A 25,943-nucleotide genomic window follows, 5' to 3' on the forward strand; every position below is an offset into this window, starting at 1 on the left:
AGTGTAGCTGTTTAAGCGGAAATCAATCCGTTTATCTTACAAACTCTGGATAAGCTTCCATACCACATTCCGCGATATCTCCACCTTCATATTCATCTTCTTCTGAGATACGTATACCAATAACAAGTTTGATAATTGACCAAACGATTAAGCTGGCAATGAATACCCAAGCAAAAATAGTAGCGGCACCAGCAAGCTGACCTAAGAATGTCACTGCTGGATTGGTAATCGGTACGATGAGTAGACCGAACAGACCGACCACACCATGAACTGAAATCGCTCCAACTGGATCATCTATTTTTATTTTGTCTAATGCCAGAATAGAAAGCACCACGATAACACCAGCGACCAGACCAAAAAGTGTCGCTTGCAACGCAGATGGAGTCGAGGGTTCAGCAGTAATAGCAACCAGTCCTGCTAGTGCACCATTTAGGAGCATCGTTAAATCAGCTTTGCCAAAGATAAGGCGGGCGATTAATAAAGCGCCAATAGCACCGCCAGCCGCCGCCGCATTAGTATTCAAAAAGACCATGGCAACTGAATTGGCGCTAGCAATATCACCAAGCTTTAGCACTGAGCCACCATTAAAACCGAACCAGCCCATCCACAATATGAGCGTACCAAGCGCTGCTAGTGGCAAATTTGCCCCTTGAATAGCGCGTATTTCACCTTTAGGGCCATACTTACCCTTACGTGCGCCCAATAGTAGTACGCCTGCCAAGGCCGCTGATGCCCCTGCCATGTGTACAATACCAGAACCTGCAAAATCAGAAAATCCTAAATCACCGAGATTAAATAAGCCAAAGACATCATTACCGCCCCAAGTCCAGCTCCCTTCTAATGGATAAATGAACCCAGTCATGACCACGGCAAATAATAAAAATGACCACAGTTTCATGCGCTCAGCTACAGCTCCTGAGACGATTGACATGCAGGTTGCGACAAACACCACTTGGAAGAAAAAATCAGACGCAGCGGAATAGACAGAATCGCCGCCAAAACCATTTTCAGCTGATTTGGCTAACGCATCTTTTACCACGCTTTCACCGCCTGCAATACCACTCAAAAAGAAATCGCCACCATACATGATGGCATAGCCGCAGATCATGTACATGATAGATGCAGTCGCAAAAAGTGCGATATTTTTGGTTAAAATCTCAACCGTATTTTTTGAACGGACAAGACCCGCTTCTAACATGGTAAAGCCCGCTGCCATCCACATGACTAGCGCTCCACATATTAAAAAATAAAATGTATCAAGTGCGTACTGAAGCTCGAAGATTTGATTTTGCATATTAATTCCCCCTTGAATTGATGCAATACAGCTATCGGTATAATCTATAAGTCTGTGCTCATAATTTGGCTTGGCGCTTTAGATAGCGTCTGGACCTGTCTCGCCTGTACGTATACGAATCACTTGCTCAAGCGCTGTGACAAAGATTTTGCCGTCACCAATCTTTCCGGTGCTAGCAATACGAGTGATTGCTTCGATAGCAGGTTCGACCATCTCATCGATAACAGCGACTTCGACTTTTACCTTAGGTAAGAAGTCCACCACATATTCTGCGCCGCGATAGAGTTCAGTGTGACCTTTTTGGCGACCGAAACCCTTAACTTCAGTAACAGTGACACCTTTAACACCGATGTCAGAAAGCGCTTCACGTACATCATCGAGCTTAAACGGTTTTAAGATCGCAGTGATTAGCTTCATAAAAAATTCCTTATTTGTGTGATGCCGTAGGTTGATAGAAGCATTGTAGTGCGCCGTATCTCTGCCATGCTTACCATTAGTCATTCAAGAATTGTGCCAATCTACTCAAGGGGGAAGGTAGTATTGGTTTATTTGCTCAAAAATGACCACATAAGTGGCAAAAAATACTGGTCATGCTACAACGATAAAGCGTCATTATAAGCATAAACAATGTCAATCGAACTTTGGCTTTGAACCAACGAAAACTTTATTATAACCAACTTTTTAGGTGCTTGGGGAGGCTATCCACTTATTTCATGTGATGATTTGCTAACCTAATTTGACAAATTGGTATGAGAAATTTGATGAGGAAACAATGAATAGAGAGGTTGAGTAAAGCAGTGGTAAGCGGCAGAGCTTGATGTGAGTGTCCATGCTCTGCGCTTTAATAGATGCAATTATGCGTATATAAGTTAGCTTTTGCTTAGATACAGGCTTTAGGTAGAAGGAGATACGGGGTTTTTGTGCTGCCCAGCAGTTTTTTAGTGTCGCTACCCTTTAGAAGTCCGCGCAGACGAGACTGGCCAAAAGCACCTGTCATCAGCAAACCTATGTCATTTTCATTTTGATAATAATTTAAGGCAGCAGCAACGTCGCGGCAATCCAGTAATGCTTTTTTAGACTTAATGCCCGCTTGCTTGAGTCGCGCATAAGCTTCACGTAGCGCATCGCAGTTTTCAGAATTTTCTTTTCCTACCATAACAATATGAATCGTTAAGGCACGAACGAGTGGGGTTTTACATAGCCAATTGAGCAGCTTATGAGACGTTGGACTATTATCAAAGGCAAATAAAGCCGTAGTAGGGGGCAAAAATGGTGCATGAGTCACCAAAATAGGGCAGTGGCTGACCTTAATTAATTGGCTTAAGGTAGATTTGCAAGTCACATTATGGCCTATAACGATCAATTGCGCTTTGTCATCGACATAATCAATACTTTGATTCAGATTCTCATGCCGATGCAAGGTGTAAGTCTTGATCTTATGATGTTGCTGCTCGCAATAGGTAGTGGCTTGATGAAGTAACAGCTTACCTTGAGCTTTTAACTCACAGTTACTTAGGTGCTCTTTAGTCGTAAACTGCTCGAGCAAATTATTCTCATCATTGATGTTAAGGCAGCCAGAATAATTGACCGCTGCTTTTTGCTGCAAGCTTGGAACTGAGTGCAACAATCCAACAGGCGCTCGCAGGCGAGTAGAGACCCACATGCTCGCCTCCAATACTGCTTGCACGTGATCGGGGCAGTCTAAGCAGGCAATGACACTATCTGGTTTCAAATTACTCATAAGACCACCCCATCATCTCAATAATGAAAGTACCGCTAGAAAGTACCGCTGCTTGGTGCAAAAGTTGGCGATGACGTTCAGGCTCAAATTTTTGTACCAATGCCGCTGGTTTCCAACTATTTATTTATGAATCATTAATCAACATCAGCTCGATAAACAGGTCTGGCTTGTTTAATCGAGCAAACCAATATCTCGGCGATCGTGGACAGAGAAGCGATCAATCAGTGTTCGGCTTGCATTGTTGAGTCCTACCACCTTGACATCAATGCCTTCGCGTTGCAAGCGCATGACCAGCTTGTCCAAGGTATCAACAGCGCTGATATCCCAAAAATGCGCTTGGCTGACATCAATTTGGATACTGTCCAAGGCTTCTTTGGTATCAAAACTGCTTAAAAACTGCGTCGTAGAAGCAAAGAAAACCTGTCCTTGAACATAGTAATAACGGGTATTGCTACTGTCATCATACTCGCTAAAGATGGTTAAGAACTGACCAATCTTGTTGGCAAACGCTAGAGCAGATAGTAGGACGCCTACGCCCACACCATATGCCAAGTTGTGCGTAAAAACGGTTGTCAAAACAGTCGCTAACATGACAATATTAAAGGACAATGGATGCGTTTTAAATTCGCGAATAGACTGCCAATTGAATGTACCGATGGATACCATGATCATCACAGCGACCAGCGCGGCCATTGGAATTTGGCTCACCCATTCACTTAAGAACACCACCATAATGAGTAGCACAACACCCGCTATCAAAGTAGACAGACGCGTACGTCCACCAGATTTTACGTTAATCATGGACTGACCAATCATCGCACAACCTGCCATCCCACCAAAGAAACCTGATACCACATTGGCCATACCTTGACCACGGCACTCACGGTTTTTATCACTTGGCGTATCGGTTAATTCATCAACGATAGTCGCCGTCATCATAGATTCCAATAAACCAACGATGGCCAGCGCGATAGAATAAGGCGCGATAATCAACAACGTATCTAGGTTCAACGGAATGTTAGGTAGCAAAAATATGGGTAATGAATCTGGCAAATCCCCCATGCTACCGACGTTACGAATATCGAGATTCATATACATCGCTACCGCCGTCAATCCAACAATACAGATAAGTGGTGACGGTATCACGCGACCGATTTTAGGAATAAGCGGGAACAGATAAATAATCGCCAAACCAGCTGCTGTCATGATATAAACGGTCATACCGACACGCTCGGTCATGGGATTCAGCTCTGGCAGTTGGGCGGCGAATATCAATATTGCCAGCGCATTAACGAAGCCGATGACTACTGAGCGAGAGACAAAACGCATCAAATTACCAAGCTTTAAAATACCCATGACGATTTGAATCACGCCGCATAATAAAGTAGCGGCTAGCAAATACTGCAAACCATGCTCAGCAATCAAATCCACCATTACCAGCGCCATGGCGCCTGTCGCCGCTGAAATCATCGCTGGACGACCACCGACAAAACTAATCACGACGGCGATACAAAATGAGGCGTATAAGCCCACCTTTGGATCAACCCCTGCGATAATAGAAAAGGCAATGGCTTCAGGAATCAGGGCCAGTGCAACGACCAAACCTGATAAAACGTCACCGCGAACATTAGAAAACCACTCGTTACGTAAATTATCAATAAAAGATGTCATAAGTAAACTGTACAAAGTTAGAGGCAAAAAAAGTAATCATCACTCATTAATAAAATGATCGCGTCGCTATAAAAGTAGCGGTTCATCTTTCTGTTACGGCAACATGTGCTCGGTCATGTTGCGGCATTGAATTGTTGAAGGTCAATAATAAGCATGTCTACTGATTTACTGACTGGTATCATCAGTCATTCATGTGATGATAAATCCAGTGAGATCACCTAAAAAGTAGGGTTTAAAACAGGTTGCTTAGCGTAAGGCGTTTAAAGATAGCACTTACAATAATTGATAGAGTCAGCAATGACTTGCTGCGGTAGAGGGTGATAAACGATCTGTCAAATAAAGACGTTAGACTGACATAGCATTACCATCATACAAATCGTTGCTATAGAGATAGGACAATAGCGCGTTACGTGTAACAACATGGTAAACTTAAATGCTTGGGTCAAAATCCAGCTACGTACAGATTAGGGCGGCTATTATAGCATTAGCCGCGCAATATAAAAACAGGCGCATAATAGATAAAATGATAGAAAATCAGTATCGAAATCTCGACGTTATGGTTATGATGCTTCTCATTTTAACGGCATGCTTTTGCGTTTCAATACTGTCAATTTTTTGATGCCATTTTGCTCATTTAATAGAAGGAATAGATATGACCGCCAATACTGCAACAGACGCCTTACTTCATAAAGGCAGTGGTCTACAAGTCGTGGTCGGTTTGGGGCAATCTGGGTTATCAGTAGCACACTATTTGGCCAATCAAGGCTATCAAGTAGCAATCACTGATGCTCAATCCGCCCCTAGCTTAGCGGATAAATTGCCAACTGAGATTACTATTCGTCAGTTTGGTGCAATTGACGCCGATCTATTACAACAAGCGGCGCGTATTATTATCAGTCCTGGTATCTCTCTTGCTACCGAAGCAGTGGCGGCTGCGCGTCAAGCCAATATTCCAGTGGTTAGTGATATTCAACTGTTTCGTGAAGCCTGTACTGTGCCGATAGTGGCTATCACTGGCTCCAATGCCAAAAGTACTGTTACCACGTTAGTGGGGCAAATGGCGGCGGACGCTGGCGTGAATGTTGGTGTTGGTGGCAATATTGGTGTACCTGCATTGACACTACTTAATAATGACGAGATGGCGTTGGTAGTACTTGAGTTGTCCAGCTTTCAGCTAGAAACCGTGACCAATTTGGGTGCGCAAGTTGCGACGGTTCTTAATATGTCGCCTGACCATCTAGATCGTCATGGTGATATGCTTGGTTATCATCAAGCCAAACATCGTGTCTTTCAGGGTGCCAAGTCCGTGGTCATTAATCGTGAAGATGCACTGACTCGCCCGCTGGTTGCCGACAATTTACCCAGACTGAGCACGAGTATTCAGGCTCCCGATAAAGGTCATTATGGCCTTATCACTGATCCTGAAGGTCAGACTTATCTTGCCCGCGGTACAGAAAGGCTACTATCGGCAGATAAACTGTTGATTAAAGGCCGTCATAATCTGCTCAATGCGCAGGCAGCCTTGGCATTAGGCGAACTTGCTGGCTTGCCACTTGATAGTATGTTGAATACCTTACAGCAGTTCACGGGACTTGAGCATCGCTGCCAATACGTCGCAAAGGTTGCTGACCTTGATTACTTTAATGATTCAAAAGGCACCAATATCGGCTCGACTATGGCTGCTATTGAAGGGCTGGGCGCAGTTTACGCCCCAAAAGACGGTAAGCTATTATTGATTTTAGGTGGGCAGGGTAAAGGTCAAAAATTTGGCGACTTAACATCTTTTATCAATCAGTATGTGAGCCAAGTATTATTTATTGGGGAAGATGCCAAGCTGATTGAGCAGCATCTTCGCGCGGCCAAAATAAGCGATGACGTTGCGCTGCATCAATGCCAAACGCTCGAAAATGCGTTTGCAACGATTCAACAAGTAACGGCAAGCAGTCTCTCACAAGTGCAAGCGGTGCTATTGTCGCCCGCTTGTGCCAGCTTTGATCAATATAGCGGCTATGCAGCTCGCGGCGAACATTTCAGTCAGCTGGTTCGCGAGTTAGATATGCCCAAACAGGCAGTATAATCAGTAATTAAGCATGTGAGTTGCCAAAGCCAAATACAGTCGTCCTTTAGTGAAATTTAAAATGCTCAGGCATTTTCTTTATAAATGATTGTTTTGCCTATAGATTACTGCTACTGTCCATAATGACTGGTCAACCAAACGATATGCCATATTATTTGCTCAATTATCGTTGCAGTTATTATGGCATCATTGCTATGTTATATAGATAATAGGCGTTGTAAAATTCATTGTCTGTCTATTATGAGCAGTTATTATTAGGGCGTGTCATCATTTTAAGATCACTAAATGATTAAGTGTGTTAATTGATGACATGTCCTAGGTGTTTTTTACGATCTACTTTATATTTTTTAAACGGTGGCGTTGAATAGACGCCGTGTTTTTTCGTTCGTTAGTGTATATAAAATTATGGCCCTCTCTTCTTTTTTTCGTTCCTCGTCTCAACCAAAACAAGCCTCTGGTTCCGATGGTATTCTTTCTATGCCATCCGCTCGCTCAATATTACTGTCGAGCGTTGGCTGCATGCTGGTGCTTAGTTTATTGATGGTGGCTTCTGCTTCTATACCATTTGCACTTAGCCGCGGTATGACAGAGCTGTACTTTTTTAATAATCAGTTGCTGTATATGATGATCGGTCTGATTGTCGCTGCTATCCCTTATTACGGCGTGTCTTTACGAACATTATATAAGACCGAAACTCAGTTTATGCTGTTGGGTATTACGGGCATTTTGTTAGTAGCAACTTTGTTTAGCACGCCTATTAATGGGTCTAAGCGCTGGCTGAATTTAGGGGTAATTAATTTTCAGGTAGCGGAATTGGCCAAGTTGGTCATGATTGTCTTTGTATCTGACTTTGTGGTGCGCCGCTCTTTCGAAGTCCGTAATGGCTTGGATGGCTTTTTGCGAATTATGTTGGTAGTAGCGCTAATCACTATTTTGCTATTATCGCAGCCAGATTTTGGCTCTTTCGTGGTTATTTTGGGCACCATCTTTGCGATATTTTATATCGCTGGGGCGCCTTATAAGCATTTCTTAGCTTTGGGAGCCGCCGCCATTGGTGGTGCTGTTCTAATGGTTACAACGGCACAGTATCGATTGGTACGTGTGATGTCGTTTGTAAATCCGTTTGACGATGTTCAGGATACTGACTATCAGCTGGCACGCAGTTTAATTGCATTTGGTCGTGGCCAGTTTAGCGGGGTTGGTTATGGTGAGAGCGTACAGAAACTGTCGCATTTACCAGAGGCTCATACGGATTTTTTATTGGCAATTACGGGTGAAGAGTTAGGGTTTGTTGGGGTTAGCATGGTACTCATACTCGAGGCGCTCATTATCGGTAGTGCGATGCGTATCAGTTATAATGCGCTGAAACGTCGACAGATGCGTATGAGCTATACTGCTTTTGGTATCGGTGTGGTGTTCATTGCACAGACGATTATTAATGCAGGGATGAATATGGGCGCGCTCCCGACCAAGGGTCTGACCATGCCATTCTTTAGTTATGGTGGTTCTTCTATGCTGATTAGTCTAGTCATGGTGGCGCTATTGCTAAAAATCTATAAAGAAAGTCCTGAGATAGAAAAAAGTCAGTGCCGTTATTATTAAGTGCTTTTATATGATAAACCGCTTCGATAATAACGTCTGATATTTTTATACATAAAGCGTCGCTTATAGCGGCGCTTTATATTTTTTATTAGTCAGGCTCATTATTATTCGGGTTCATTATCAGCTAGGTAAATTTAACTGCTGTTTTCCTTGTAGCGGCGTATTGTCCCATTGAGCAATCGCTTGCTTGAGCATGTTGTTAGGCGTATCTCTATCCACAGGGGCTTGCTTCAATAGCTGTAACGCATCAGTGATTAATTGGCTTGGATCGCGCGTATCAATTGGCTGAGCCAGATTTTGTTTAGAGAGCTTTTGCCCATCAGGATGACATATCAATGGTAGATGATACCAATGATCGATAGCTGGTAGTTGAGCGGCATGCATGATACTGATTTGCGCAGTGGTCATAGGTAAAATATCCAAGCCGCGCATGATATGAGTGACCTGTTGCAAACCATCATCGAGGCTGGCTGCCAATATATAATTGATCATACCATCTTGGCGGCGAGCCACCATGTCGCCTAATGTCTGCTGAGGATTGTCCCACTGTAATCCCTGAATACCATCGTTAAAGCCAATCCTATAGTCTGGCAGCTGTATGCGTAGCTTGTGATGTTCTCTATCAAGATTAGCATTCACACAGTGGCGCGGATAACGCATTCTATTTGACGATATTTTGTGGTCATCATCCTCTTTACTTTGGCTTTCTTGCGCCCAATACTGCTCCAACTCTTTGCGTGAGCACTGGCAACCATAAGTCAATGGATGCAGAGCTGAATGCAAATAATCATTATAAATATCAATGCGCTCAGACTGATAAATGACATCGCCATCCCAGTGTAATCCAAGCGCTTCTAAATCTATCAAAATCTGTTCAGTAAATTGCCGATCACAGCGTTCAATATCAGTATCTTCGATACGCAGTAGCCATTGACCACCCAATGATTTTATATGGCAAAAGCTGGCAAGGGCGGTTGTCAATGAGCCAAGATGTAACTCACCAGTGGGTGAGGGAGCAAAGCGGCCAATAGGCTGTGGTGATTTTGTTTGAGTTGGCATAGGAATATGAAGGGCTTTCAAAATAAGTGAGTATCGTTAAAAGAGGTATAGATAGGATAATAAAGATGAGTGTAAAAAGATATTTATTAAATAAGCCAATTTTGTTAGTAGTAATCATTCCAAAATACGATTGGCGCGCTTACTCTATTAGGGCGTGTTTGATTTAATTCTTTTATTACTCAAATTTTTAGAAATAGTACAACGAATTATTAAAAATCGGCAGCTTGAAACGCAACGAGCGACCAATGATAGGGTCGCTCGTACTTTTAATCACACTAGTAAAATCTGTTTTAAGCGCCTTGGTTTTGGCGTTCTTTAATTTCAGATAATGTCTTACAGTCGATACATTGAGTCGCCGTTGGGCGCGCTTCAAGACGACGTAGACCAATCTCTACACCGCAAGTTTCACAAAATCCATAGTCATCGTTTTCGATTTCTACCATAGATTTATCAATTTTGCGGATGAGTTTACGTTCACGGTCGCGCGTACGCAATGCCAGAGCAAACTCTTCTTCTTGAGTCGCACGATCATTGATATCCGGCATGGCACTTGACTCATCTTGGATATAAGTTTTCGTACGATCCGCTTCGCCAATTAGATCGCTTTTCCAGTCCAATAAAATAGCTTTAAAATGCTCTAACTGGGCGTCAGACATGTATTCTTCGCCTTCAGCTGGAACATAAGGAGTAAACTTGATTTCACTCGGGTTTGTGGTCGGGGTGCTCATATAGGTATCCTAATTTTCTCAAATTAATTCAATAAAACGACGTATCAAAAGACAAGACACTATTAATTTACAAACACTATAATTTGTCCCTTTATAAAACGTTTTACCACTGGGTAACACAAGTAACACAGCTGATCTAATAGTACGTCATTCCGATATGCTGACATCGACATATCAATAATCAAGTATATTGTTATATATATTTTTATTTAAATGGCATTGTCTAAATAATGCTACAAATCACTGACTGTGGAAACTTAGCTTGTGGTCGATTTAGCCATCCTAGCTATTATAATTCTGCCTAATAGTAACTATTAGGGTGTCCTCGTTTTATTTTATAAGTTGTATCATTGTTTCTAATAATAATGAAGTGATTTTTTATGTTGATGACTTCTTTACTTTGTCAGTATTTTTCTATGCAATCAATAAATATCTACTGAAACCCAATAGATAGGGGCTGTCATCATTATTTTCACTAATGAATATGGGCGTCAAGTATCCAATCTTTCAACCCAGCTTGCAACCTTTCCATTGTTGGCTAATTGCAACCAACGATAACCGGATAGCGCTTTTTTATCATAGGTAAAATCATCTTCATAAGGTTTGAACTGGTAGCAAGTAGAGGGCGTACTATAGACAGTGACGCCTTGACGATGGAGGACTTGTTCTTGATGAATATGACCGCTGATAATCACTCTTAGATGCTCAAACGCCGCCATATGCTGCCAAAAATCTTCGGCATTTTCTAGCATATGAGTATCAATCCAGGCAGAGTCTACGGGGATAACATGGTGATGTAGAGCGATTAATGTGGGTTTGTTACAGGCGCTCAGCCTCTCACATAACCAGTCAATATCGGTCGATGTGATTTTGCCTGCCACTTCACCCATGATTGATGAATCTAATAGCAGCAGTTGCCAATAATCGGTGTCAATAACATGTCGACTCAGTAGGCGCGCGTCAGCAGGATGGGCGATCAATTTGCGCTGCAAAAATGGCAAATCACTATCATTCTCGTCCGTTACGTCATGATTGCCAGCGATACAAGCAAAAGGAATTTTGGTTGCTTGTAATATCTCAAAAATATGGTCATAAATAGCCGTGTTTACTTTACTGACCAAATCACCAGTCACGATAATCAAATCACAGCGAATGTCTGTATCCAACGCTTGTTGTAGCACCCTCTCAAAACAATGCTGGCAAAACGCTGCATTACTATCATCATTGGCGTTATCAGTTATAAAAGCAGCGGGTGTCGATAAATGCAAATCAGTAATCTGTAGTATGTTTACTTGTTTATCTGCCGTGCTGATTTTATTGACAGGATAGCTGAGCATTGGGTTAGTCCCTCATCGAATCAAAACAATTGATATTGCTAGGGCGTGTCCTCAATCTGAACAAAAGCGACTAAATGGGCTAAAAATAGCTAAATCTTGCCAAACTATGTCAAATAGCCAGTCAATATCTCGATATTATCTGCACTATTTTCCTTGTTTGGCTGCCATTTATCTTATTTTTATCACCATTTTCAGATTGAGGACACACCCTAGAATCAATATCGATCAATGCGTTATCAGTAATTTTTTCACATCTTATTTCTAAGGCGTAGCCTAATATAAATAACGATATTGATTAACGCCTTAAATGAGAGTGGTTCATCAGCGTTAATAATAATAGGGAAGATTTATAACATAAAGTGGATTAAAGCTCTAGCAGTGTTAACAAAATAAAGTTGGATAAATAAGTAAAGAAAAGTAGATAAATGACTCACTATAGCTAATCAATTATAAAATAAATACAGCGATACTGGCGTACATTTTGCGTGGCCTCTGTCTGCGCAGGCGCAGCAAGCAAGTAAAATTTATACCAGTAGCGCATTTAAGTCCGTATAACCGTTTTATTTTCAGTTGACTCTATGACTGAATTAATTATGAGCCGACCGAAATTTTGCGACAACGACCACTAGCTTTGAAAAAATCAGTGCTATAAAAAATAAAATGGCCAATATCAATACGATAGAGAGTCCGGTCTGAATGTCGAACCAGATACTACCCCAAACGCCCAAAGTAACACCAAGCTGTGCGACGAGGAGCGATATTATGACCATCTGTTTTGGCGATTTTGACCACAAGCGTGCTGTGAGCGCTGGCAATACCAACAAACCACTGATTAATAAGCTACCGACAGCTTGTAGTGCAATCGCACAAAATCCTGCTAACACACCCATAAAAAACAACCGCTGACGTGTCGGATTGATACCTTGAATGCGTGCTAACGCTTCATGAGTAGCAAGTTTAATTTGCGCCGGCCAGATATAAGTCAGGAATCCCAGCCCAACGAAGACGCTACCAGCGAGCAGAGGCAGATCTGCCCAATCAAGCTCAAGCAAATTACCGAATAAAAACCCCAGCACGTTGGCTTGCTGATCGGTCAGCTGGGTCAAAGTCAGTAAGCCTAAACACAGTAACGATACGGCAACGACCGCCAGCACTGCATCAGAGGGCAGACGTTCATCATCAATTAATACCAGTCCCAATACGACTAAGACGCTGACGATTACAATACCAATACCCATCGGCAATTGCCACAATACGGCCAATGCAACGCCAAGTAAGGTGCCGTGTGCTAATGCATCGGCAAAAAATGCCATGCGACGCCATAATACCAAACACCCTAAAGGCGCTGATAATAGCGCTAAAATACTGCCAGCGATCCAAGCAGGAGCAATGATGGCTAACCAAGCAGTCATAAGAAATATCCGTAAAAGTTTTTATAAAGGCTAAAAGCTGTATTGGTATTTAATAAATACAGCCTTGATACGTTTGAGTGGCGTTATTATAGTTCGAGCTCGTTTGGCGCAAGATGCTTGCAAGCATGTGGTTGGTGCACATATGGCTGCTCATAATAATGACCAAAGAGCTTTTGAAATTCGGTACTAATGGCAAGCTCGCTTGGTTGTCCCTCACAACAAATATGCTTGTTCAGACAAATCACTCGCCGACTGCCTCTCATTACCCAATGCAAATCATGCGATACCACCAGCATGGCGCAGCGCAAAAAATCTGGTAATTTATCAATAAACTGATAGAGCCAAACCTCAGTATCAGGGTCTAACCCTTGCATAGGTTCATCTAAAATGAGCAAATTGGGTTTATCTAACAACGCCCGTGCCAGCAAAACCCGCTGCGTTTCCCCGCCCGATAGATGCAGCATTTGCCGCGATAGCAAATGCGTTAGCGATAAATTATCAAATATAAATTGGCGCTGCTCCGGTGTTAAACGTTTGCTATTGGCTTGACCTAATAAATCGCTGACTCGTAACGGCAATATCGGTGGTATGGCAAATCGCTGCGGTACATAGCCCAGCTGCAATGACTGATGCGCTGTAATGCTACCCTTAGTCGGATCAATCAAACCCAAAATGAGTTTAACCAAAGTTGATTTACCAGCACCATTGGGCCCAACAAGGCTGACGGTTTCATTGACATCAATATTGATATCAATGTGCGAGAGTAATTGTTGCTGCCCAATCTGGTAGCTCACATCATGTAAGCTCAACAGCTTCGTATTACCATCGATAATAGGTGCTGATTTTGGATTTGAGGGCGATTCAGAAAAATTCATAAGTTCACAGCGGCTTAATTAAAAGTAATAAAATAAGGGGTCTCAATAGACATTCTACTTAACCTGCCTGACACGCTTGACACAGGCCGCTCAACTCAATGACGCTACGCTCCACAACAAAACCGACATCTTGCTCAGCAAAACTCATCATCTCTTGTACGGGTAAACTACTACATTCTTGTACGCGCTGGCACTGTCCGCAGATTAAGAACGCAGCGGTATGATGTGCTCTTGGATGGCAGCAGGGGACATAGGCATTGATAGAGGTTAATTGATGAATCAAACCCTCACCCAATAAAAACTCTAAACTGCGATAAACCGTTGGCGGCGCAACGTTTTTTGGTGTTTGCTTTTTGGCTGACTGTTCTTCTGATACTTGATTTTGTGAGCCAATTTCTAATAACCGCATTTGCTGCAATTGAGTGATTAAATCATACGCGCCGATGGGCTTATTGGCCTCTAGTACCAACTGATATATTTGTTGGCGCAGAGCCGTGAAGCGCGCGCCGTTCAAGCTGCATTGTTCTTTGGCAGCCGTTAAACGTTCAGTCACATCATGAGGCGTAAAGTCTTGCACATCATGCAAATGGTCGCATACTGATAAATGGGTGGACATGCTGCAAGCTCCTAAAAATAAAATGGCTCATTCTATTATAGTGTTTTTTGTTTTGTGATAGTATTTTCTATTGTTATAGTATAACATAATAATGTGAAAAACAGCTAAGTTGTCTTAGATTATCTAGGCACACGCCTATCGTTAATGAGATGACATGCTTAACAATGTTTATTCACACTTCTATCATTAACCCATCAAAGAATCTACTATGAACTCAGTTTTTAAATACTCTCTACGTTCAATCATTATATTAAAGCGACTGCTAATTACTGGCGTAGTAGTGTTAGGCCTTTCGACATTAAATGCCCAAGCCGCAACAGTCAGCGTGAGTAATCATCCGATGTTTTTACTCAGTCAAGCCGTGACTGAAGGTACGCCTTCTGCCAACCAAATCTTACAAGCTGGCGACGTGGGGCATCATGGCAGTATTAGCCCAAGCGATATGAAAGCCATCCAAGACAGTAAGTTCGTGGTTTGGTTTGGCAGCTCATTAGAAAACAGCCTTACTGGTAGCTTAAAGACTGCTCCCAATGCGATTGCCTTGTTTGATTTTAAGGCTTTTAATCGGCACCCACTTCGCGATATTAAAGGAGCGCCTATCGCCGGCACGCTTGATCCGCATATCTGGCTTGATCCTGAAAACGCCAAAGCCATCACTCGTGCATTGGCCGTTATTCATAGCCATGCCAATCCAAAGTATAAAGATACTTACCAAGCGAACGCCAAAAAATTCGCTCAGCGTATGGACAACGCGGTGGCAAAAGTGCAGCAAAATACACGCAAAAATCGTCCTTATTGGGCATATCACGATGCGTATCAATACATAGAAAACGCTGCGCAAATAAAGCTGGCTGGCAGCTTGAGTCCAGATCATGATCTTGCCCCCAAAGCCAGTCAGTTACGCTGGCTTAATGAGAATCGTCCGGCCAAACAGATGTGTTTGCTCAATCAAAGCGTTGCTGCCAAAGGCCTACTTGCCAAACTACAGCCTGTCAGAACCACCGTACAAATCGAGGACATGAGTGATAGCCAAGACTTTGTAGAAGGATGGACGCAAATGGCTCAACAAATTAACAACTGTATCGATGGTAAATAGGATTAAATATAATTTTTACCCAAATAAATGTTACTATGGCCAAAACCAAACACGAGAAGCTAAGTATAGCTTGGCTTTGGTCATGTTTTTTTGTTAAAACTTTGAAAGTTTCATATTATGCTTGCTTAAAAGAAGTAGGCTACTTATAATAAGTAGCGTTTTATTTTGGTTAAAAGGTAACACCTATAGAATCAGCTATTTAAGGATAAAAGTGTCGTAAGTATGCTACATTATCCGAAGGCTATAGGAGTATCGATGACCAAGCCTGCCAAACGTACGCAAAAAGATAAAATTGGCATCTATATTAAACGCCAAGCATGGATATTATTTGTTGTTATTCTCATTGCTTGGATAATAGATAGTTTTTGGCTCAGCAGTAGCGAGCTTACCATAGCGAAAAGTACGGCTATTGGTGGGTTGCTTAGTTTTGCCACTCAAGCAGTATTTGCTTTTTTTATTTTTTGGTATACCGGTTATCGCGCGCGCCAACATATTGTTAGCCAGCTATATCGGGGTCAAATGGCGAAATGGCTATTGACTGTTTTTGGTTTCGCACTAATTTTTATTACCGTACAACCCCTATCTGCGCCTGCGCTGTTTATCGGTTTTATGGTAATGCAAATTAGTCACAGTTGGATGTTGTGGCATATACGCTAGTGTTAATAAAATAATCGCTATACACATAGTTCGATAATTAATATCGCTAGGTATAAGTCACCCTGCCGTCCAGCTTCTCTATGACTAGTTTCACAAAGTCGAAGTATGAAAAACTGTCTCTGAACAGTACCGATGATTATAAAAACCACTGTATAAGCGTTTAAAATAAACGTAATAGACAATAATGTAGTACTAAGGTAAAAACAATATAGCGATGACTGTTAATTAAATTCTTGTTATTTAACTAATAATGAAAAGCTATTTTAGTAAACGTTGCCAGTAGCTACCTTATTTATACCGTGGATAAAAATCATTATTGACTTTACACGAATACAACGCTGCATTAAGATAAGCGGTTAAATATTTTGCTTATAAGCGCTGTATTGAGTGAAAGTATGAAGCGCAAGTCGTGAAAACTGGCACTAAGTAAATACATATATAATAATTTTGCGTAAAAATGCAAGGGCTATTACTGAGTTATCATAAGCCCTTTTTTGATAGCTAAAATTTATCTCAAGCGATCAAATCTTGCATTAGTAATATAGTTATGGGTTGGATGTTATTGATTACATGGGTGCTTTAACGCATTTTATTGTCTTGCTTGTTAGCAAAACGAATAGAGACGTTAACCCTCATCAGATAACAACCATATTTTTGGTAATTGATTAAATCGTTGATTAATAAGAAGCTTACATTATGGCATCCGAGCAAACATCATCAGAATATATCTCTCACCACTTAACGAATTGGACGTACGGCTATCTGCCGGGCGAAGGTTGGAAAGTTGCCTATACTGCTGAAGAAGCAGGGCTAATGGGCTTTAAAGCTATCCATCTTGACTCTATGCTATGGTCAATTGGTCTGGGTGTTTTATTTTGTACCATCTTTTGGATGGTTGCCAAAAAAGTCACTTCAGGCGTGCCGGGTAAAACTCAAGCAGCGGTTGAGATGATCGTTGAGTTTGTTGATGGTAACGTTCGTGATTCGTACAGTGGTACCTCAAAGTTGATTGCGCCATTGGCGTTGACCATTTTTGTGTGGATCTTCTTGATGAACTTGATGGACTTGATACCCGTTGATGTTATTCCGGGTATCGCTGGACAAATTGGTGCCGCTATGGGCCACGATCCACATCATGTTTTCTTTAAGGTCGTTCCAACGACTGATCCTAACATCACGCTTGGCATGTCATTCTCTGTCTTTGCACTGATTATCTTTTATAGCATTAAAGAAAAAGGTTTGGGCGGCTTTATTGGAGAATTAACATTACATCCATTTAGCGCCAAAAACCCAATCGTACAAGCGATTTTAATTCCCATCAACTTTATTTTAGAAGCGGTTACTCTAATAGCGAAGCCTGTTTCACTTGGTTTACGTCTATTCGGTAACATGTATGCCGGTGAGTTAATTTTCATACTGATTGCTCTAATGCCGTTTTGGATTCAATGGGCGTTATCGGTACCGTGGGCTATCTTCCACATCTTAGTTATTACACTTCAAGCGTTCGTATTCATGATGCTGACGATAGTTTATATGTCGCTTGCATCATCAACTGAACATTAATTAGACATTCAATAGGTAAATGAGGATACATCAATGGATCCAGTATTAGGTGGTTACACAGTTATCGCAGTAGCGCTACTAATCGGTCTTGGCGCACTTGGCACAGGTATTGGTTTTGCTATTTTAGGTGGCAAATTCTTAGAAGGTGTTGCGCGTCAGCCAGAACTTGGCTCACAATTGCAAACTCGTATGTTCATCGTAGCAGGTCTTCTTGATGCTATTCCGATGATCGGTGTTGGTATTGCTATGCTATTGTTGTTCGCTAACCCTCTAGCAGGTTAATCAGAAAGCTCAGTTGTAAATGTTTGGTATTCAGAAATTGTCTATCAAATATAGTCAAAATTTGGCTACCAAACATGATCAATGAAACTGATTTTTCATTAACAAAGAGGTGATCACGTGAATATCAATTTTACCCTCGTCGGTCAAGCCATTGCTTTTGCAATATTTGTGATTTTTTGCATGAAATTCGTGTGGCCACCACTTATCGGTGCCCTTAATGAACGTCAGCGCAAAATTACTGAAGGCTTAAATGCCGCAGAAAAAGCAAAAGCAGACTTGGCAACCGCGGAGCAAGATGTCAAGCATGAACTTGATCTTGCAAAGACTAAAGCTGCGGCTTTAATCGAGCAAGCGAACAAGAGTGCCAATCAGCTGATTGAAGATGCAAAAACGCAAGCCCAAGTGGAGAGCGAACGCATTCGTCAACAAGCTCAAGCATCTATCGACCAAGAAATCAATCAAGCGCGTGAAGTATTGCGTGCCCAAGTTGCTGAACTGGCTGTACTTGGTGCAGAAAAGATCTTGCAAGACAAAGTCGATGTGCAAAAACATGCCAGTATGTTAGACCAACTGGCGGCGAAGCTGTAATTGTGAGGATATAATGGCTGACTTATCAACCTTAGCACGACCGTACGCTAAAGCCGCGTTTGACTATGCCAACGAAAATGGGGTAGTGAACGAGTGGGAAAACTTCTTGTTTATTGCCGGCACCATTGTCAATGACAAGTCTTTTAGTACTTGGCTAGACAATCCAGCTGTTTCTGCTGAGCATAAGTCAGCTGCTTTGACCGATCTTTATGATACGCAAATAGCTAGCGCTAATGATTCTGCTTTCAAGCAGTTATTAGGTGAGGCTCGTGGGGTTCGCCCTGACAGCGACGCCAGCTATCCAAAAGTATCAATAGCACTTAGTAACTTCGTTAAACAGTTATCAGAACAAGAGCGTCTGGCGCTGCTTCCTGAAGTTTATGAGCATTTTCGCCGTCATAAGGCAATAAGCTTAAAGCAGCTTGACGCCTATGTGACCTCTGCTTATCCATTGACCGACGCCCAGCGTGACATGTTTCAAACACGTCTTGCTGCATCGCTAAATGCGAGTGTGGTGATTCACGAATCGGTCGATCCAAGTTTATTGGCAGGCGCTACGATTAAAGTCGGTGACAAAATCATTGATGATTCTATGCGTGGCAAGTTACAACAGTTAAAAACACAGCTAACGGCCTAATGCCATTCATCAGCGCAGCCGTATAATATCTGCGTGATAGTAAGAGCATTTAAGTCAGTAGGCGGGTTATCATAAATTAAAGGAAACAAGGCAATGCAACAATTGAATCCAGCGGAAATCAGTAACCTGATTAAGCAGCGTATTCAAGACCTTGATGCGGGTGCAACTGCAAAGAATGAAGGCACGATTGTCAAAGTATCTGACGGTATCGTGCAGATTCATGGTCTTGAAGATGCCATGTACGGCGAAATGATTGAGTTTGAAGGCGAAATCTATGGAATGGCGCTTAACTTAGAGCGTGATTCTGTCGGCGCGGTAGTACTTGGTGATTACCTAAAGCTGCAAGAAGGTCAAAAAGCCTATTGTACTGGTCGTATTCTTGAAGTACCAGTAGGTCCTGAGCTGCTAGGCCGTGTTGTTGATGCCTTGGGTAATCCTATTGATGGCAAAGGTCCTATCGATGCCAAAATGACTGATAAAGTCGAAAAAATCGCCCCAGGCGTTATCGATCGTCAGTCAGTAGATCAGCCAGTAATGACGGGCTATAAATCCGTTGATACCATGATTCCAATTGGCCGTGGTCAGCGTGAGCTTATCATTGGTGATCGTCAGACGGGTAAAACCGCGATGGCCATCGATGCGATCATTGCGCAGAAATCATCGGGCATTAAATGCGTATATGTTGCTATTGGTCAGAAACGTTCGACCATCGCTAACGTCGTACGTAAGCTTGAAGAAACTGGCGCATTGGCGTATACCACTGTTGTGGTTGCTTCAGCATCAGAGCCTGCGGCACTACAGTATATCGCACCGTATTCAGGTTGTACGATGGGCGAATACTTCCGTGATCGCGGTGAAGACGCGCTGATTGTTTTTGATGATTTATCAAAGCAAGCCGTGGCTTATCGTCAAATTTCACTATTGTTACGTCGTCCGCCAGGTCGTGAAGCATATCCTGGTGACGTATTCTACTTACATTCACGTTTACTTGAACGTGCATCGCGCGTAAACGCAGCATACGTAGAAAAATTCACCAATGGTGAAGTTGTGGGTAAAACGGGTTCTTTAACGGCGCTACCTATCATTGAAACTCAAGCTGGTGACGTTTCTGCATTCGTACCAACTAACGTGATTTCAATTACTGATGGTCAGATATTCTTAGAATCAAGCCTATTTAACTCAGGTATCCGTCCGGCAGTGAATGCTGGTATCTCGGTATCGCGTGTAGGCGGTGCTGCTCAGACTAAGATCATTAAGAAACTGTCTGGTGGTATTCGTACCGCTTTGGCTCAGTATCGTGAATTGGCCGCATTCGCTCAGTTTGCCTCGGATCTTGATGACGCCACTCGCGAACAGCTTGATCATGGTGAGCGCGTGACTGAACTGATGAAGCAAAAACAGTATCAGCCAATGTCGATTTCTGAGCAAGCAGCCGTTATCTATGCGTCGAACGAAGGGTTTTTAGCGGACGTTCCAGTTGAAAAATTGGGTTCTTTTGAAGAAGCTTACTTACGTTATATGCATGATGAGCAAAGTGAATTGATGCGTGAGATTGATGATACTGCGAACTATAATGATGATATCGCAGGTCGTTTAAAGTCAGCTTTAGAGACCTTTAAGCAAAATCACAGTTATTAATTTAACGGGTTAAGCCGGATTGGTTACGGCTGTCATTGACAGTTTATAAAGTGGCGTATTGTCTGATAAGTTTTCTATTAAGACAGGCGCGCCACTATATATACTAACCATCAACGGTATTAGATCGCGTGTTGCCACAAAATTTAAAATATTATTCTGATAGCTCAATGTTTTATATTAAAGAATTGTTGCATGCGCCAATGCTTTTTAACCCTCTTATATTGGAATCATTATGGCAAGCTTAAAAGAGATACGTGCCAAAGTCACCAGTATTAAAAGCACCCAAAAAATTACTCGTGCCATGCAAATGGTGGCCGCCAGTAAGATGCGCCGTGCCCAAGAACGCATGGCTGTGGGTCGCCCTTATGCTGATAGTATGCGTCGGGTTATCTCACATTTGGTACATGCATCATCAGATTATAAACATCCGTATATGGTATCGCGCCCGATCAACAAGGTTGGCTATATTGTTATCACCTCCGATCGTGGTCTTGCGGGTGGCTTGAATATTAACCTATTCAAGGCGCTAACCAAAAGTATTCAAGAGTATCAAAATCAGTCTGTTCAAGCCGAGTTTTCAGTCATCGGTGCCAAAGGCGTCAGTTTCTTCAAAAACTTCGGCGGCAAAGTCACCTCAGCTGTGACCGACTATGGCGACAAACCGACGTTTGAGCAATTAAATGCGCCCGTTCAGGCCATGCTTGAGGATTATAGTAACGGTAATATTGACCGTATCTATGTGGTATATAATCAATTTGTCAATGCCATGACTCAAAAGCCAACCGTCACTCAATTAGTGCCTCTACCAGAGGACTCATTTGGTGATGAAGAGAGCGGTATAGAGACAGAACTTAGCTGGGATTATATCTACGAGCCTGACATCAAGACGTTGATTGATGAGCTGCTTGGCCGTTATATTGAATCGATTGTCTATCAAGCGGTAATGGAAAACATTGCTTCTGAGCAGTCGTCACGTATGGTTGCGATGAAAGCGGCAACAGATAATGCTGGTGACCTAATTAACGATTTACAGTTGGTTTATAACAAGCTGCGTCAAGCGGCGATTACCCGAGAAATATCGGAAATCGTTGGCGGTGCTGCTGCTGTTTCATAATTGAAACCTTTTATAAAACCCACTTTATACAGAAGTTCAAGGAGAACGCAATGAGTAGCGGTCGTATTGTACAGATTATTGGCGCGGTTCTTGACGTTGAGTTCAACCGTAGTGAAGTTCCTCAGATTTATGATGCCTTGCAAGTAGATGGTACCGAAACCACTCTAGAAGTACAGCAACAGCTAGGTGATGGTATCGTACGTACTATTGCAATGGGCTCAACTGAAGGTTTAAAACGTAACCTATCCGTTACCAACACAGGCGCTCCTATTGCTGTGCCTGTTGGTATCGGTACACTTGGTCGCATTATGGATGTTCTTGGTCGTCCTATCGATGAAGAAGGTCCTGTCGTTGCTGACGAAAAATGGTCTATTCACCGTGAAGCGCCAAGCTATGCGGATCAGTCGAACAGTACTGAATTGTTAGAGACTGGTATTAAAGTTATCGATCTACTTTGCCCGTTTGCTAAAGGTGGTAAAGTTGGTCTGTTTGGTGGTGCTGGGGTTGGTAAAACCGTCAACATGATGGAGCTGATTAACAACATCGCTCTTAAACATGAAGGCTTGTCAGTATTTGCTGGCGTTGGTGAGCGTACACGTGAAGGTAATGACTTCTATCACGAAATGCAAGAAGCTGGCGTTGTAAACACTGAAGACTTTAGCAAATCTAAAGTTGCGATGGTATACGGTCAGATGAATGAGCCACCAGGTAACCGCTTGCGTGTTGCTTTGTCTGGTTTGACCATGGCTGAATACTTCCGTGATACCAAAGATCCTGCCACTGGCAAAGGTCGTGATGTACTATTGTTCGTTGATAATATTTATCGCTATACACTAGCCGGTACTGAAGTATCAGCATTGCTTGGTCGTATGCCATCAGCGGTTGGTTATCAGCCAACGCTTGCTGAAGAAATGGGTCTACTACAAGAACGTATCACCTCAACTCAGTCAGGTTCTATTACATCGGTTCAGGCCGTATATGTACCTGCGGATGATTTGACGGATCCATCACCAGCTACGACGTTTGCTCACTTGGATGCGACTGTTGTACTAAGTCGTGACATCGCCTCACAAGGTATCTATCCTGCAGTTGATCCACTGGATTCAACGTCACGTCAGTTAGATCCATTGGTTATTGGCGAAGAGCATTATAACGTTGCTCGCGGTGTACAAGAAGTCTTGCAGCGTTATAAAGAACTAAAAGACATCATCGCAATTTTGGGTATGGACGAGCTGTCAGAAGAAGACAAGTTAGTCGTTTATCGTTCGCGTAAGATTCAGCGCTTCTTATCGCAGCCATTCCATGTTGCAGAAGTCTTTACTGGTGCCAAAGGTAAATATGTACCACTACGCGATACCATTGCAAGCTTTAAAGCAATCATCGCTGGTGAGTATGATGATTTGCCAGAGCAAGCCTTCTATATGGCGGGTGGCATTGATGAAGTCGTTGCTAAAGCAGAGAAAATGAAATCTTCTGCAGCGTAAGTTGTGTTGGCATTTGCTAAAGGGCAGATAGGGTGTAACAAGCCTATTTGCCACTGACTAACGCATTGCAGTTTTGATTGTGTTTTGATCGTGAGGAGTTAAGTATGGCAACGTTACAATGTCGCGTCGTAAGTGCTAGTGAAGAGTTGTATTCAGGCGAAATTAGCATGTTAATAGCTACTGGTACCGAAGGCGAGATTGGTGTATTGCCAGGTCACACGCCGCTTATTACTTTGTTAAAACCAGGTGCAATGCGAGTGCAAACACCAAGTGGTGAAGAAGAAGTGATTTATGTATCAGGTGGTGTATTAGAAGTACAGCCGAAAATGGTTACTGTATTGGCTGATACGGCAGTACGTGCAGATAATCTTGACGAAAGTAAAATCGTTGAAGCACGCAAAAAAGCTGAGCAAATGCTGGTCAACCAGTCTAATACATTACAAACTAATGCGGCTTTGGCCGCGCTTGCAGAGTCAGTAGGACAACTACAGACTATTCGTAAGTATAAAAACCGCGCTTAATCTCACCATATGAAAGAGTGATGGTTTAATCTGGCTTTATTTAAAGTAATAAGAAACAGTCCATAATGGGCTGTTTTTTTTGTGCTAGCTGTTCTCTTTTAGTCTGGTCCGCGCGTTAAGTTGATTGCTGTGACACTACAGACAGAGGCTTGTAAAGCTTTATTCTGGCAGTACTGTCGCGCTTTTATTTTTTTGACTAAAATTATCTTCAATTTGTGCTTTGTATGGCACAATTTTAGCAATCAGCAGTACTTATTTGTGAATACTCAAACACGTCCTAAACTAATATTAGGAAATTGCTAAAATGTTGCTGGCGACAATGATAATATATGGTTATATTAGATAGGATAGGTTGATAGGTATTGAGTGAGTGTTAAACACACTATTATGCAAATCAGCAAGCTAAATGGTTTCTAGATATTTAAACACTGAACGGTTCATAAAAATGGTCTTAATCAATATTATTTGCTTATAACGCATAATTTTTGGACGTAAACTAAAGCTTTAATGAGTATAGTTTATAGGTTTTGTTAACGACTATAAGCTATAGTATAGGAAGCTGACGGTTTAATAGTATACTATGCTACCAAGTTTGTAACAGCTATACGAACATCAATTGTGCCGGCTTATGGTGCTATTAATTTTACCGCTCTTACTTTTACTGCTTTTAAATTAGATGTATTAGAGGATATAACAATGACAACAAATGAAGAAGACAACACTCCCCGAATCTTAATTGTTGAGGATGATGAGCGTCTGGCCATGTTGACTCAAGATTACTTGGTCAAAAATGGTTTAGAAGTAGCAATTGAAACTGATGGTAACCGTGCTATTCGCCGTATCGTCAGTGAACAACCAGATTTGGTCGTACTTGATGTCATGCTTCCTGGTAGCGATGGCCTTACTGTGTGCCGTGAGGTTCGTCCGCATTATCAGAATCCTATCTTGATGTTGACGGCTCGCACTGAAGATATGGATCAGGTATTGGGTCTAGAGATGGGAGCCGATGACTATGTCGCGAAACCAGCTCAGCCGCGTGTATTGCTTGCACGTATTCGTGCGTTATTACGTCGCTCAGAAAACGCACCGTCAGAAGATGTGCCACAGCGTTTAGAATTTGGCGAATTGGTCATCGATAATGGTGGTCGCTCAGTCAACCTAGGCGACGAGTTGGTCGATTTCACTAGTGCTGAATATGATCTGTTGTGGTTGCTTGCTTCTAATGCTGGACGTATTTTATCGCGCGAAGATATCTTTGAGCGCTTGCGTGGTATTGAATATGACGGTCAAGATCGTTCAATTGACGTACGTATTTCACGCATTCGTCCAAAAATTGGTGATGATCCAGAAAACCCGAAACGTATCAAAACCGTACGTAGCAAGGGTTATTTGTTCGTGAAAGAAGGTAACTAAGTCTAGCTTAGTTGTAGAGTAAGTTACTGATTATCACTGTAAAATAAAGAACCAGCAGATATGCTGGTTTTTTTGTGGCTAAATTTTAATTTTTGAAGTTAAATGCAACGTTATGTGGTTTAATTAAGCGATAATTGCGGGTATCGACTAAATACACTGAATTCATTTTAAAACCGATACAGTGCGACTGGGATGAATTTTTCGTAGCCTCTTTGATAGCAGCAAGCAAGGAAAATTTATCCCAGTCGCACGTCATTATTAACGTATCGGTTTTATATTGAACTGACTATACACATCATATATAGTCAGTAAAAATTAATTTCGATACATCATGCACTGCGGCTATTAATTTTTCTTGCTTGCTTATGCCTACGCAGACAAAGGCTGCAAAAAATCGATATCAGCATTATCGTCGCGTTTTTTAGAGTGTTTTGACTATAGAAGCAGTTTTGGGGGATTATCACTCACAAGGTAAAACACAGTAGCCGAAGCAGTCTTTATTTAACAGGGTTAGATATCATTTAAAATACAGCGTACA

Annotated in this window: 23 protein-coding genes; 13 read left to right on the forward strand and 10 right to left on the reverse strand. The window is 42.2% G+C overall.

Features of this window, described 5'->3' with window-relative positions:
• Positions 1-31: 31 nt before the first annotated feature.
• From JMX48_RS06830 to JMX48_RS06845, 4 genes are all read right to left on the reverse strand, one after another.
• Entirely contained in the window at positions 32-1,294 is a 1,263-nt protein-coding gene (locus tag JMX48_RS06830) for an ammonium transporter (protein WP_201535915.1), read from the reverse strand.
• A gap of 78 nt (positions 1,295-1,372) precedes the next feature.
• Positions 1,373-1,711 (reverse strand): P-II family nitrogen regulator, encoded by a 339-nt coding sequence (locus JMX48_RS06835; protein ID WP_010197981.1) that lies wholly within the window; start codon positions 1,709-1,711, stop codon positions 1,373-1,375.
• A 463-nt stretch (positions 1,712-2,174) separates the two neighbouring features.
• Positions 2,175-3,035, reverse strand: coding sequence for a universal stress protein (locus tag JMX48_RS06840; RefSeq protein ID WP_201535916.1), 861 nt, complete (start codon positions 3,033-3,035; stop codon positions 2,175-2,177).
• A gap of 171 nt (positions 3,036-3,206) precedes the next feature.
• Positions 3,207-4,706 (reverse strand): SulP family inorganic anion transporter, encoded by a 1,500-nt coding sequence (locus JMX48_RS06845; protein ID WP_201535917.1) that lies wholly within the window; start codon positions 4,704-4,706, stop codon positions 3,207-3,209.
• A gap of 652 nt (positions 4,707-5,358) precedes the next feature.
• Between JMX48_RS06845 and murD the strand changes: the two genes are divergently transcribed.
• On the forward strand, positions 5,359-6,783 hold the full coding sequence (gene murD, locus JMX48_RS06850; protein ID WP_201535918.1) for a UDP-N-acetylmuramoyl-L-alanine--D-glutamate ligase: 1,425 nt from the start codon (positions 5,359-5,361) through the stop codon (positions 6,781-6,783).
• A gap of 405 nt (positions 6,784-7,188) precedes the next feature.
• Positions 7,189-8,385, forward strand: coding sequence for an FtsW/RodA/SpoVE family cell cycle protein (locus JMX48_RS06855; RefSeq protein WP_201535919.1), 1,197 nt, complete (start codon positions 7,189-7,191; stop codon positions 8,383-8,385).
• 120 nt (positions 8,386-8,505) lie between these two features.
• Here JMX48_RS06855 and gluQRS read toward each other — a convergent pair whose 3' ends face one another.
• The 6 genes from gluQRS to JMX48_RS06885 form a co-directional block, all read right to left on the reverse strand.
• Entirely contained in the window at positions 8,506-9,444 is a 939-nt protein-coding gene (gluQRS, locus tag JMX48_RS06860; protein WP_201535920.1) for a tRNA glutamyl-Q(34) synthetase GluQRS, read from the reverse strand.
• 290 nt (positions 9,445-9,734) lie between these two features.
• Positions 9,735-10,172 carry an RNA polymerase-binding protein DksA gene (dksA, locus tag JMX48_RS06865; RefSeq protein ID WP_201535921.1) on the reverse strand — a complete coding sequence of 146 codons (438 nt, stop codon included), beginning with the start codon at positions 10,170-10,172 and terminating at the stop codon, positions 9,735-9,737.
• 491 nt (positions 10,173-10,663) lie between these two features.
• Entirely contained in the window at positions 10,664-11,509 is an 846-nt protein-coding gene (locus tag JMX48_RS06870; protein ID WP_201535922.1) for a metallophosphoesterase, read from the reverse strand.
• Between the two features lie 587 nt (positions 11,510-12,096).
• Complete coding sequence (locus tag JMX48_RS06875; RefSeq protein ID WP_201535925.1) at positions 12,097-12,921, reverse strand: metal ABC transporter permease; 825 nt, start codon at positions 12,919-12,921, stop codon at positions 12,097-12,099.
• A gap of 86 nt (positions 12,922-13,007) precedes the next feature.
• Positions 13,008-13,796, reverse strand: a complete 789-nt coding sequence (locus JMX48_RS06880; RefSeq protein WP_201535928.1) for a metal ABC transporter ATP-binding protein — start codon at positions 13,794-13,796, stop codon at positions 13,008-13,010.
• 58 nt (positions 13,797-13,854) lie between these two features.
• A complete protein-coding gene (locus JMX48_RS06885) occupies positions 13,855-14,412 on the reverse strand; it encodes a Fur family transcriptional regulator (protein WP_201535929.1) in 558 nt (185 codons plus the stop codon).
• Between the two features lie 208 nt (positions 14,413-14,620).
• Here JMX48_RS06885 and JMX48_RS06890 point away from each other — a divergent pair, with 208 nt between their 5' ends.
• The 11 genes from JMX48_RS06890 to JMX48_RS06940 all read left to right on the forward strand — a co-directional run bounded on the left by JMX48_RS06890 (position 14,621) and on the right by JMX48_RS06940 (position 25,405).
• Entirely contained in the window at positions 14,621-15,508 is an 888-nt protein-coding gene (locus JMX48_RS06890; protein ID WP_201535930.1) for a metal ABC transporter solute-binding protein, Zn/Mn family, read from the forward strand.
• Between the two features lie 255 nt (positions 15,509-15,763).
• The gene (locus JMX48_RS06895; RefSeq protein WP_201535931.1) at positions 15,764-16,165 is read left to right on the forward strand and encodes an ATP synthase subunit I; all 402 of its coding nucleotides are present in this window, start codon (positions 15,764-15,766) and stop codon (positions 16,163-16,165) included.
• A 696-nt stretch (positions 16,166-16,861) separates the two neighbouring features.
• Positions 16,862-17,728, forward strand: coding sequence for a F0F1 ATP synthase subunit A (atpB, locus tag JMX48_RS06900; protein ID WP_201535932.1), 867 nt, complete (start codon positions 16,862-16,864; stop codon positions 17,726-17,728).
• A gap of 33 nt (positions 17,729-17,761) precedes the next feature.
• Positions 17,762-18,010 carry a F0F1 ATP synthase subunit C gene (atpE, locus tag JMX48_RS06905; protein WP_010197960.1) on the forward strand — a complete coding sequence of 83 codons (249 nt, stop codon included), beginning with the start codon at positions 17,762-17,764 and terminating at the stop codon, positions 18,008-18,010.
• Positions 18,011-18,127: 117 nt separating this feature from the next.
• Entirely contained in the window at positions 18,128-18,598 is a 471-nt protein-coding gene (locus JMX48_RS06910; protein ID WP_201535933.1) for a F0F1 ATP synthase subunit B, read from the forward strand.
• A 13-nt stretch (positions 18,599-18,611) separates the two neighbouring features.
• The gene (locus JMX48_RS06915) at positions 18,612-19,235 is read left to right on the forward strand and encodes a F0F1 ATP synthase subunit delta (protein ID WP_201535934.1); all 624 of its coding nucleotides are present in this window, start codon (positions 18,612-18,614) and stop codon (positions 19,233-19,235) included.
• 93 nt (positions 19,236-19,328) lie between these two features.
• Positions 19,329-20,873, forward strand: a complete 1,545-nt coding sequence (atpA, locus tag JMX48_RS06920; RefSeq protein WP_201535936.1) for a F0F1 ATP synthase subunit alpha — start codon at positions 19,329-19,331, stop codon at positions 20,871-20,873.
• Between the two features lie 232 nt (positions 20,874-21,105).
• Positions 21,106-21,987 (forward strand): F0F1 ATP synthase subunit gamma, encoded by an 882-nt coding sequence (atpG, locus tag JMX48_RS06925; protein WP_201535939.1) that lies wholly within the window; start codon positions 21,106-21,108, stop codon positions 21,985-21,987.
• Between the two features lie 50 nt (positions 21,988-22,037).
• On the forward strand, positions 22,038-23,471 hold the full coding sequence (atpD, locus tag JMX48_RS06930; RefSeq protein WP_201535941.1) for a F0F1 ATP synthase subunit beta: 1,434 nt from the start codon (positions 22,038-22,040) through the stop codon (positions 23,469-23,471).
• Between the two features lie 104 nt (positions 23,472-23,575).
• On the forward strand, positions 23,576-23,992 hold the full coding sequence (locus tag JMX48_RS06935) for a F0F1 ATP synthase subunit epsilon (RefSeq protein ID WP_201535943.1): 417 nt from the start codon (positions 23,576-23,578) through the stop codon (positions 23,990-23,992).
• Between the two features lie 696 nt (positions 23,993-24,688).
• On the forward strand, positions 24,689-25,405 hold the full coding sequence (locus JMX48_RS06940) for a response regulator (protein WP_045445894.1): 717 nt from the start codon (positions 24,689-24,691) through the stop codon (positions 25,403-25,405).
• Positions 25,406-25,943 lie beyond the last annotated feature (538 nt).

The sequence above is a fragment of the Psychrobacter immobilis genome (assembly GCF_904846225.1).
In the GTDB taxonomy this organism is placed as follows: Bacteria; Pseudomonadota; Gammaproteobacteria; order Pseudomonadales; family Moraxellaceae; genus Psychrobacter; species Psychrobacter immobilis_F.

Coding starts and splice junctions, on each gene's coding strand:
- JMX48_RS06830 (WP_201535915.1), bottom strand. CDS start 1,294: ATGCAAAATCAAATCTTCGAGCTTCAGTACGCACTTGATACATTTTAT.
- JMX48_RS06835 (WP_010197981.1), bottom strand. CDS start 1,711: ATGAAGCTAATCACTGCGATCTTAAAACCGTTTAAGCTCGATGATGTA.
- JMX48_RS06840 (WP_201535916.1), bottom strand. CDS start 3,035: ATGAGTAATTTGAAACCAGATAGTGTCATTGCCTGCTTAGACTGCCCC.
- JMX48_RS06845 (WP_201535917.1), bottom strand. CDS start 4,706: ATGACATCTTTTATTGATAATTTACGTAACGAGTGGTTTTCTAATGTT.
- murD (WP_201535918.1), top strand. CDS start 5,359: ATGACCGCCAATACTGCAACAGACGCCTTACTTCATAAAGGCAGTGGT.
- JMX48_RS06855 (WP_201535919.1), top strand. CDS start 7,189: ATGGCCCTCTCTTCTTTTTTTCGTTCCTCGTCTCAACCAAAACAAGCC.
- gluQRS (WP_201535920.1), bottom strand. CDS start 9,444: ATGCCAACTCAAACAAAATCACCACAGCCTATTGGCCGCTTTGCTCCC.
- dksA (WP_201535921.1), bottom strand. CDS start 10,172: ATGAGCACCCCGACCACAAACCCGAGTGAAATCAAGTTTACTCCTTAT.
- JMX48_RS06870 (WP_201535922.1), bottom strand. CDS start 11,509: ATGCTCAGCTATCCTGTCAATAAAATCAGCACGGCAGATAAACAAGTA.
- JMX48_RS06875 (WP_201535925.1), bottom strand. CDS start 12,921: ATGACTGCTTGGTTAGCCATCATTGCTCCTGCTTGGATCGCTGGCAGT.
- JMX48_RS06880 (WP_201535928.1), bottom strand. CDS start 13,796: ATGAATTTTTCTGAATCGCCCTCAAATCCAAAATCAGCACCTATTATC.
- JMX48_RS06885 (WP_201535929.1), bottom strand. CDS start 14,412: ATGTCCACCCATTTATCAGTATGCGACCATTTGCATGATGTGCAAGAC.
- JMX48_RS06890 (WP_201535930.1), top strand. CDS start 14,621: ATGAACTCAGTTTTTAAATACTCTCTACGTTCAATCATTATATTAAAG.
- JMX48_RS06895 (WP_201535931.1), top strand. CDS start 15,764: ATGACCAAGCCTGCCAAACGTACGCAAAAAGATAAAATTGGCATCTAT.
- atpB (WP_201535932.1), top strand. CDS start 16,862: ATGGCATCCGAGCAAACATCATCAGAATATATCTCTCACCACTTAACG.
- atpE (WP_010197960.1), top strand. CDS start 17,762: ATGGATCCAGTATTAGGTGGTTACACAGTTATCGCAGTAGCGCTACTA.
- JMX48_RS06915 (WP_201535934.1), top strand. CDS start 18,612: ATGGCTGACTTATCAACCTTAGCACGACCGTACGCTAAAGCCGCGTTT.
- atpA (WP_201535936.1), top strand. CDS start 19,329: ATGCAACAATTGAATCCAGCGGAAATCAGTAACCTGATTAAGCAGCGT.
- atpG (WP_201535939.1), top strand. CDS start 21,106: ATGGCAAGCTTAAAAGAGATACGTGCCAAAGTCACCAGTATTAAAAGC.
- atpD (WP_201535941.1), top strand. CDS start 22,038: ATGAGTAGCGGTCGTATTGTACAGATTATTGGCGCGGTTCTTGACGTT.
- JMX48_RS06935 (WP_201535943.1), top strand. CDS start 23,576: ATGGCAACGTTACAATGTCGCGTCGTAAGTGCTAGTGAAGAGTTGTAT.
- JMX48_RS06940 (WP_045445894.1), top strand. CDS start 24,689: ATGACAACAAATGAAGAAGACAACACTCCCCGAATCTTAATTGTTGAG.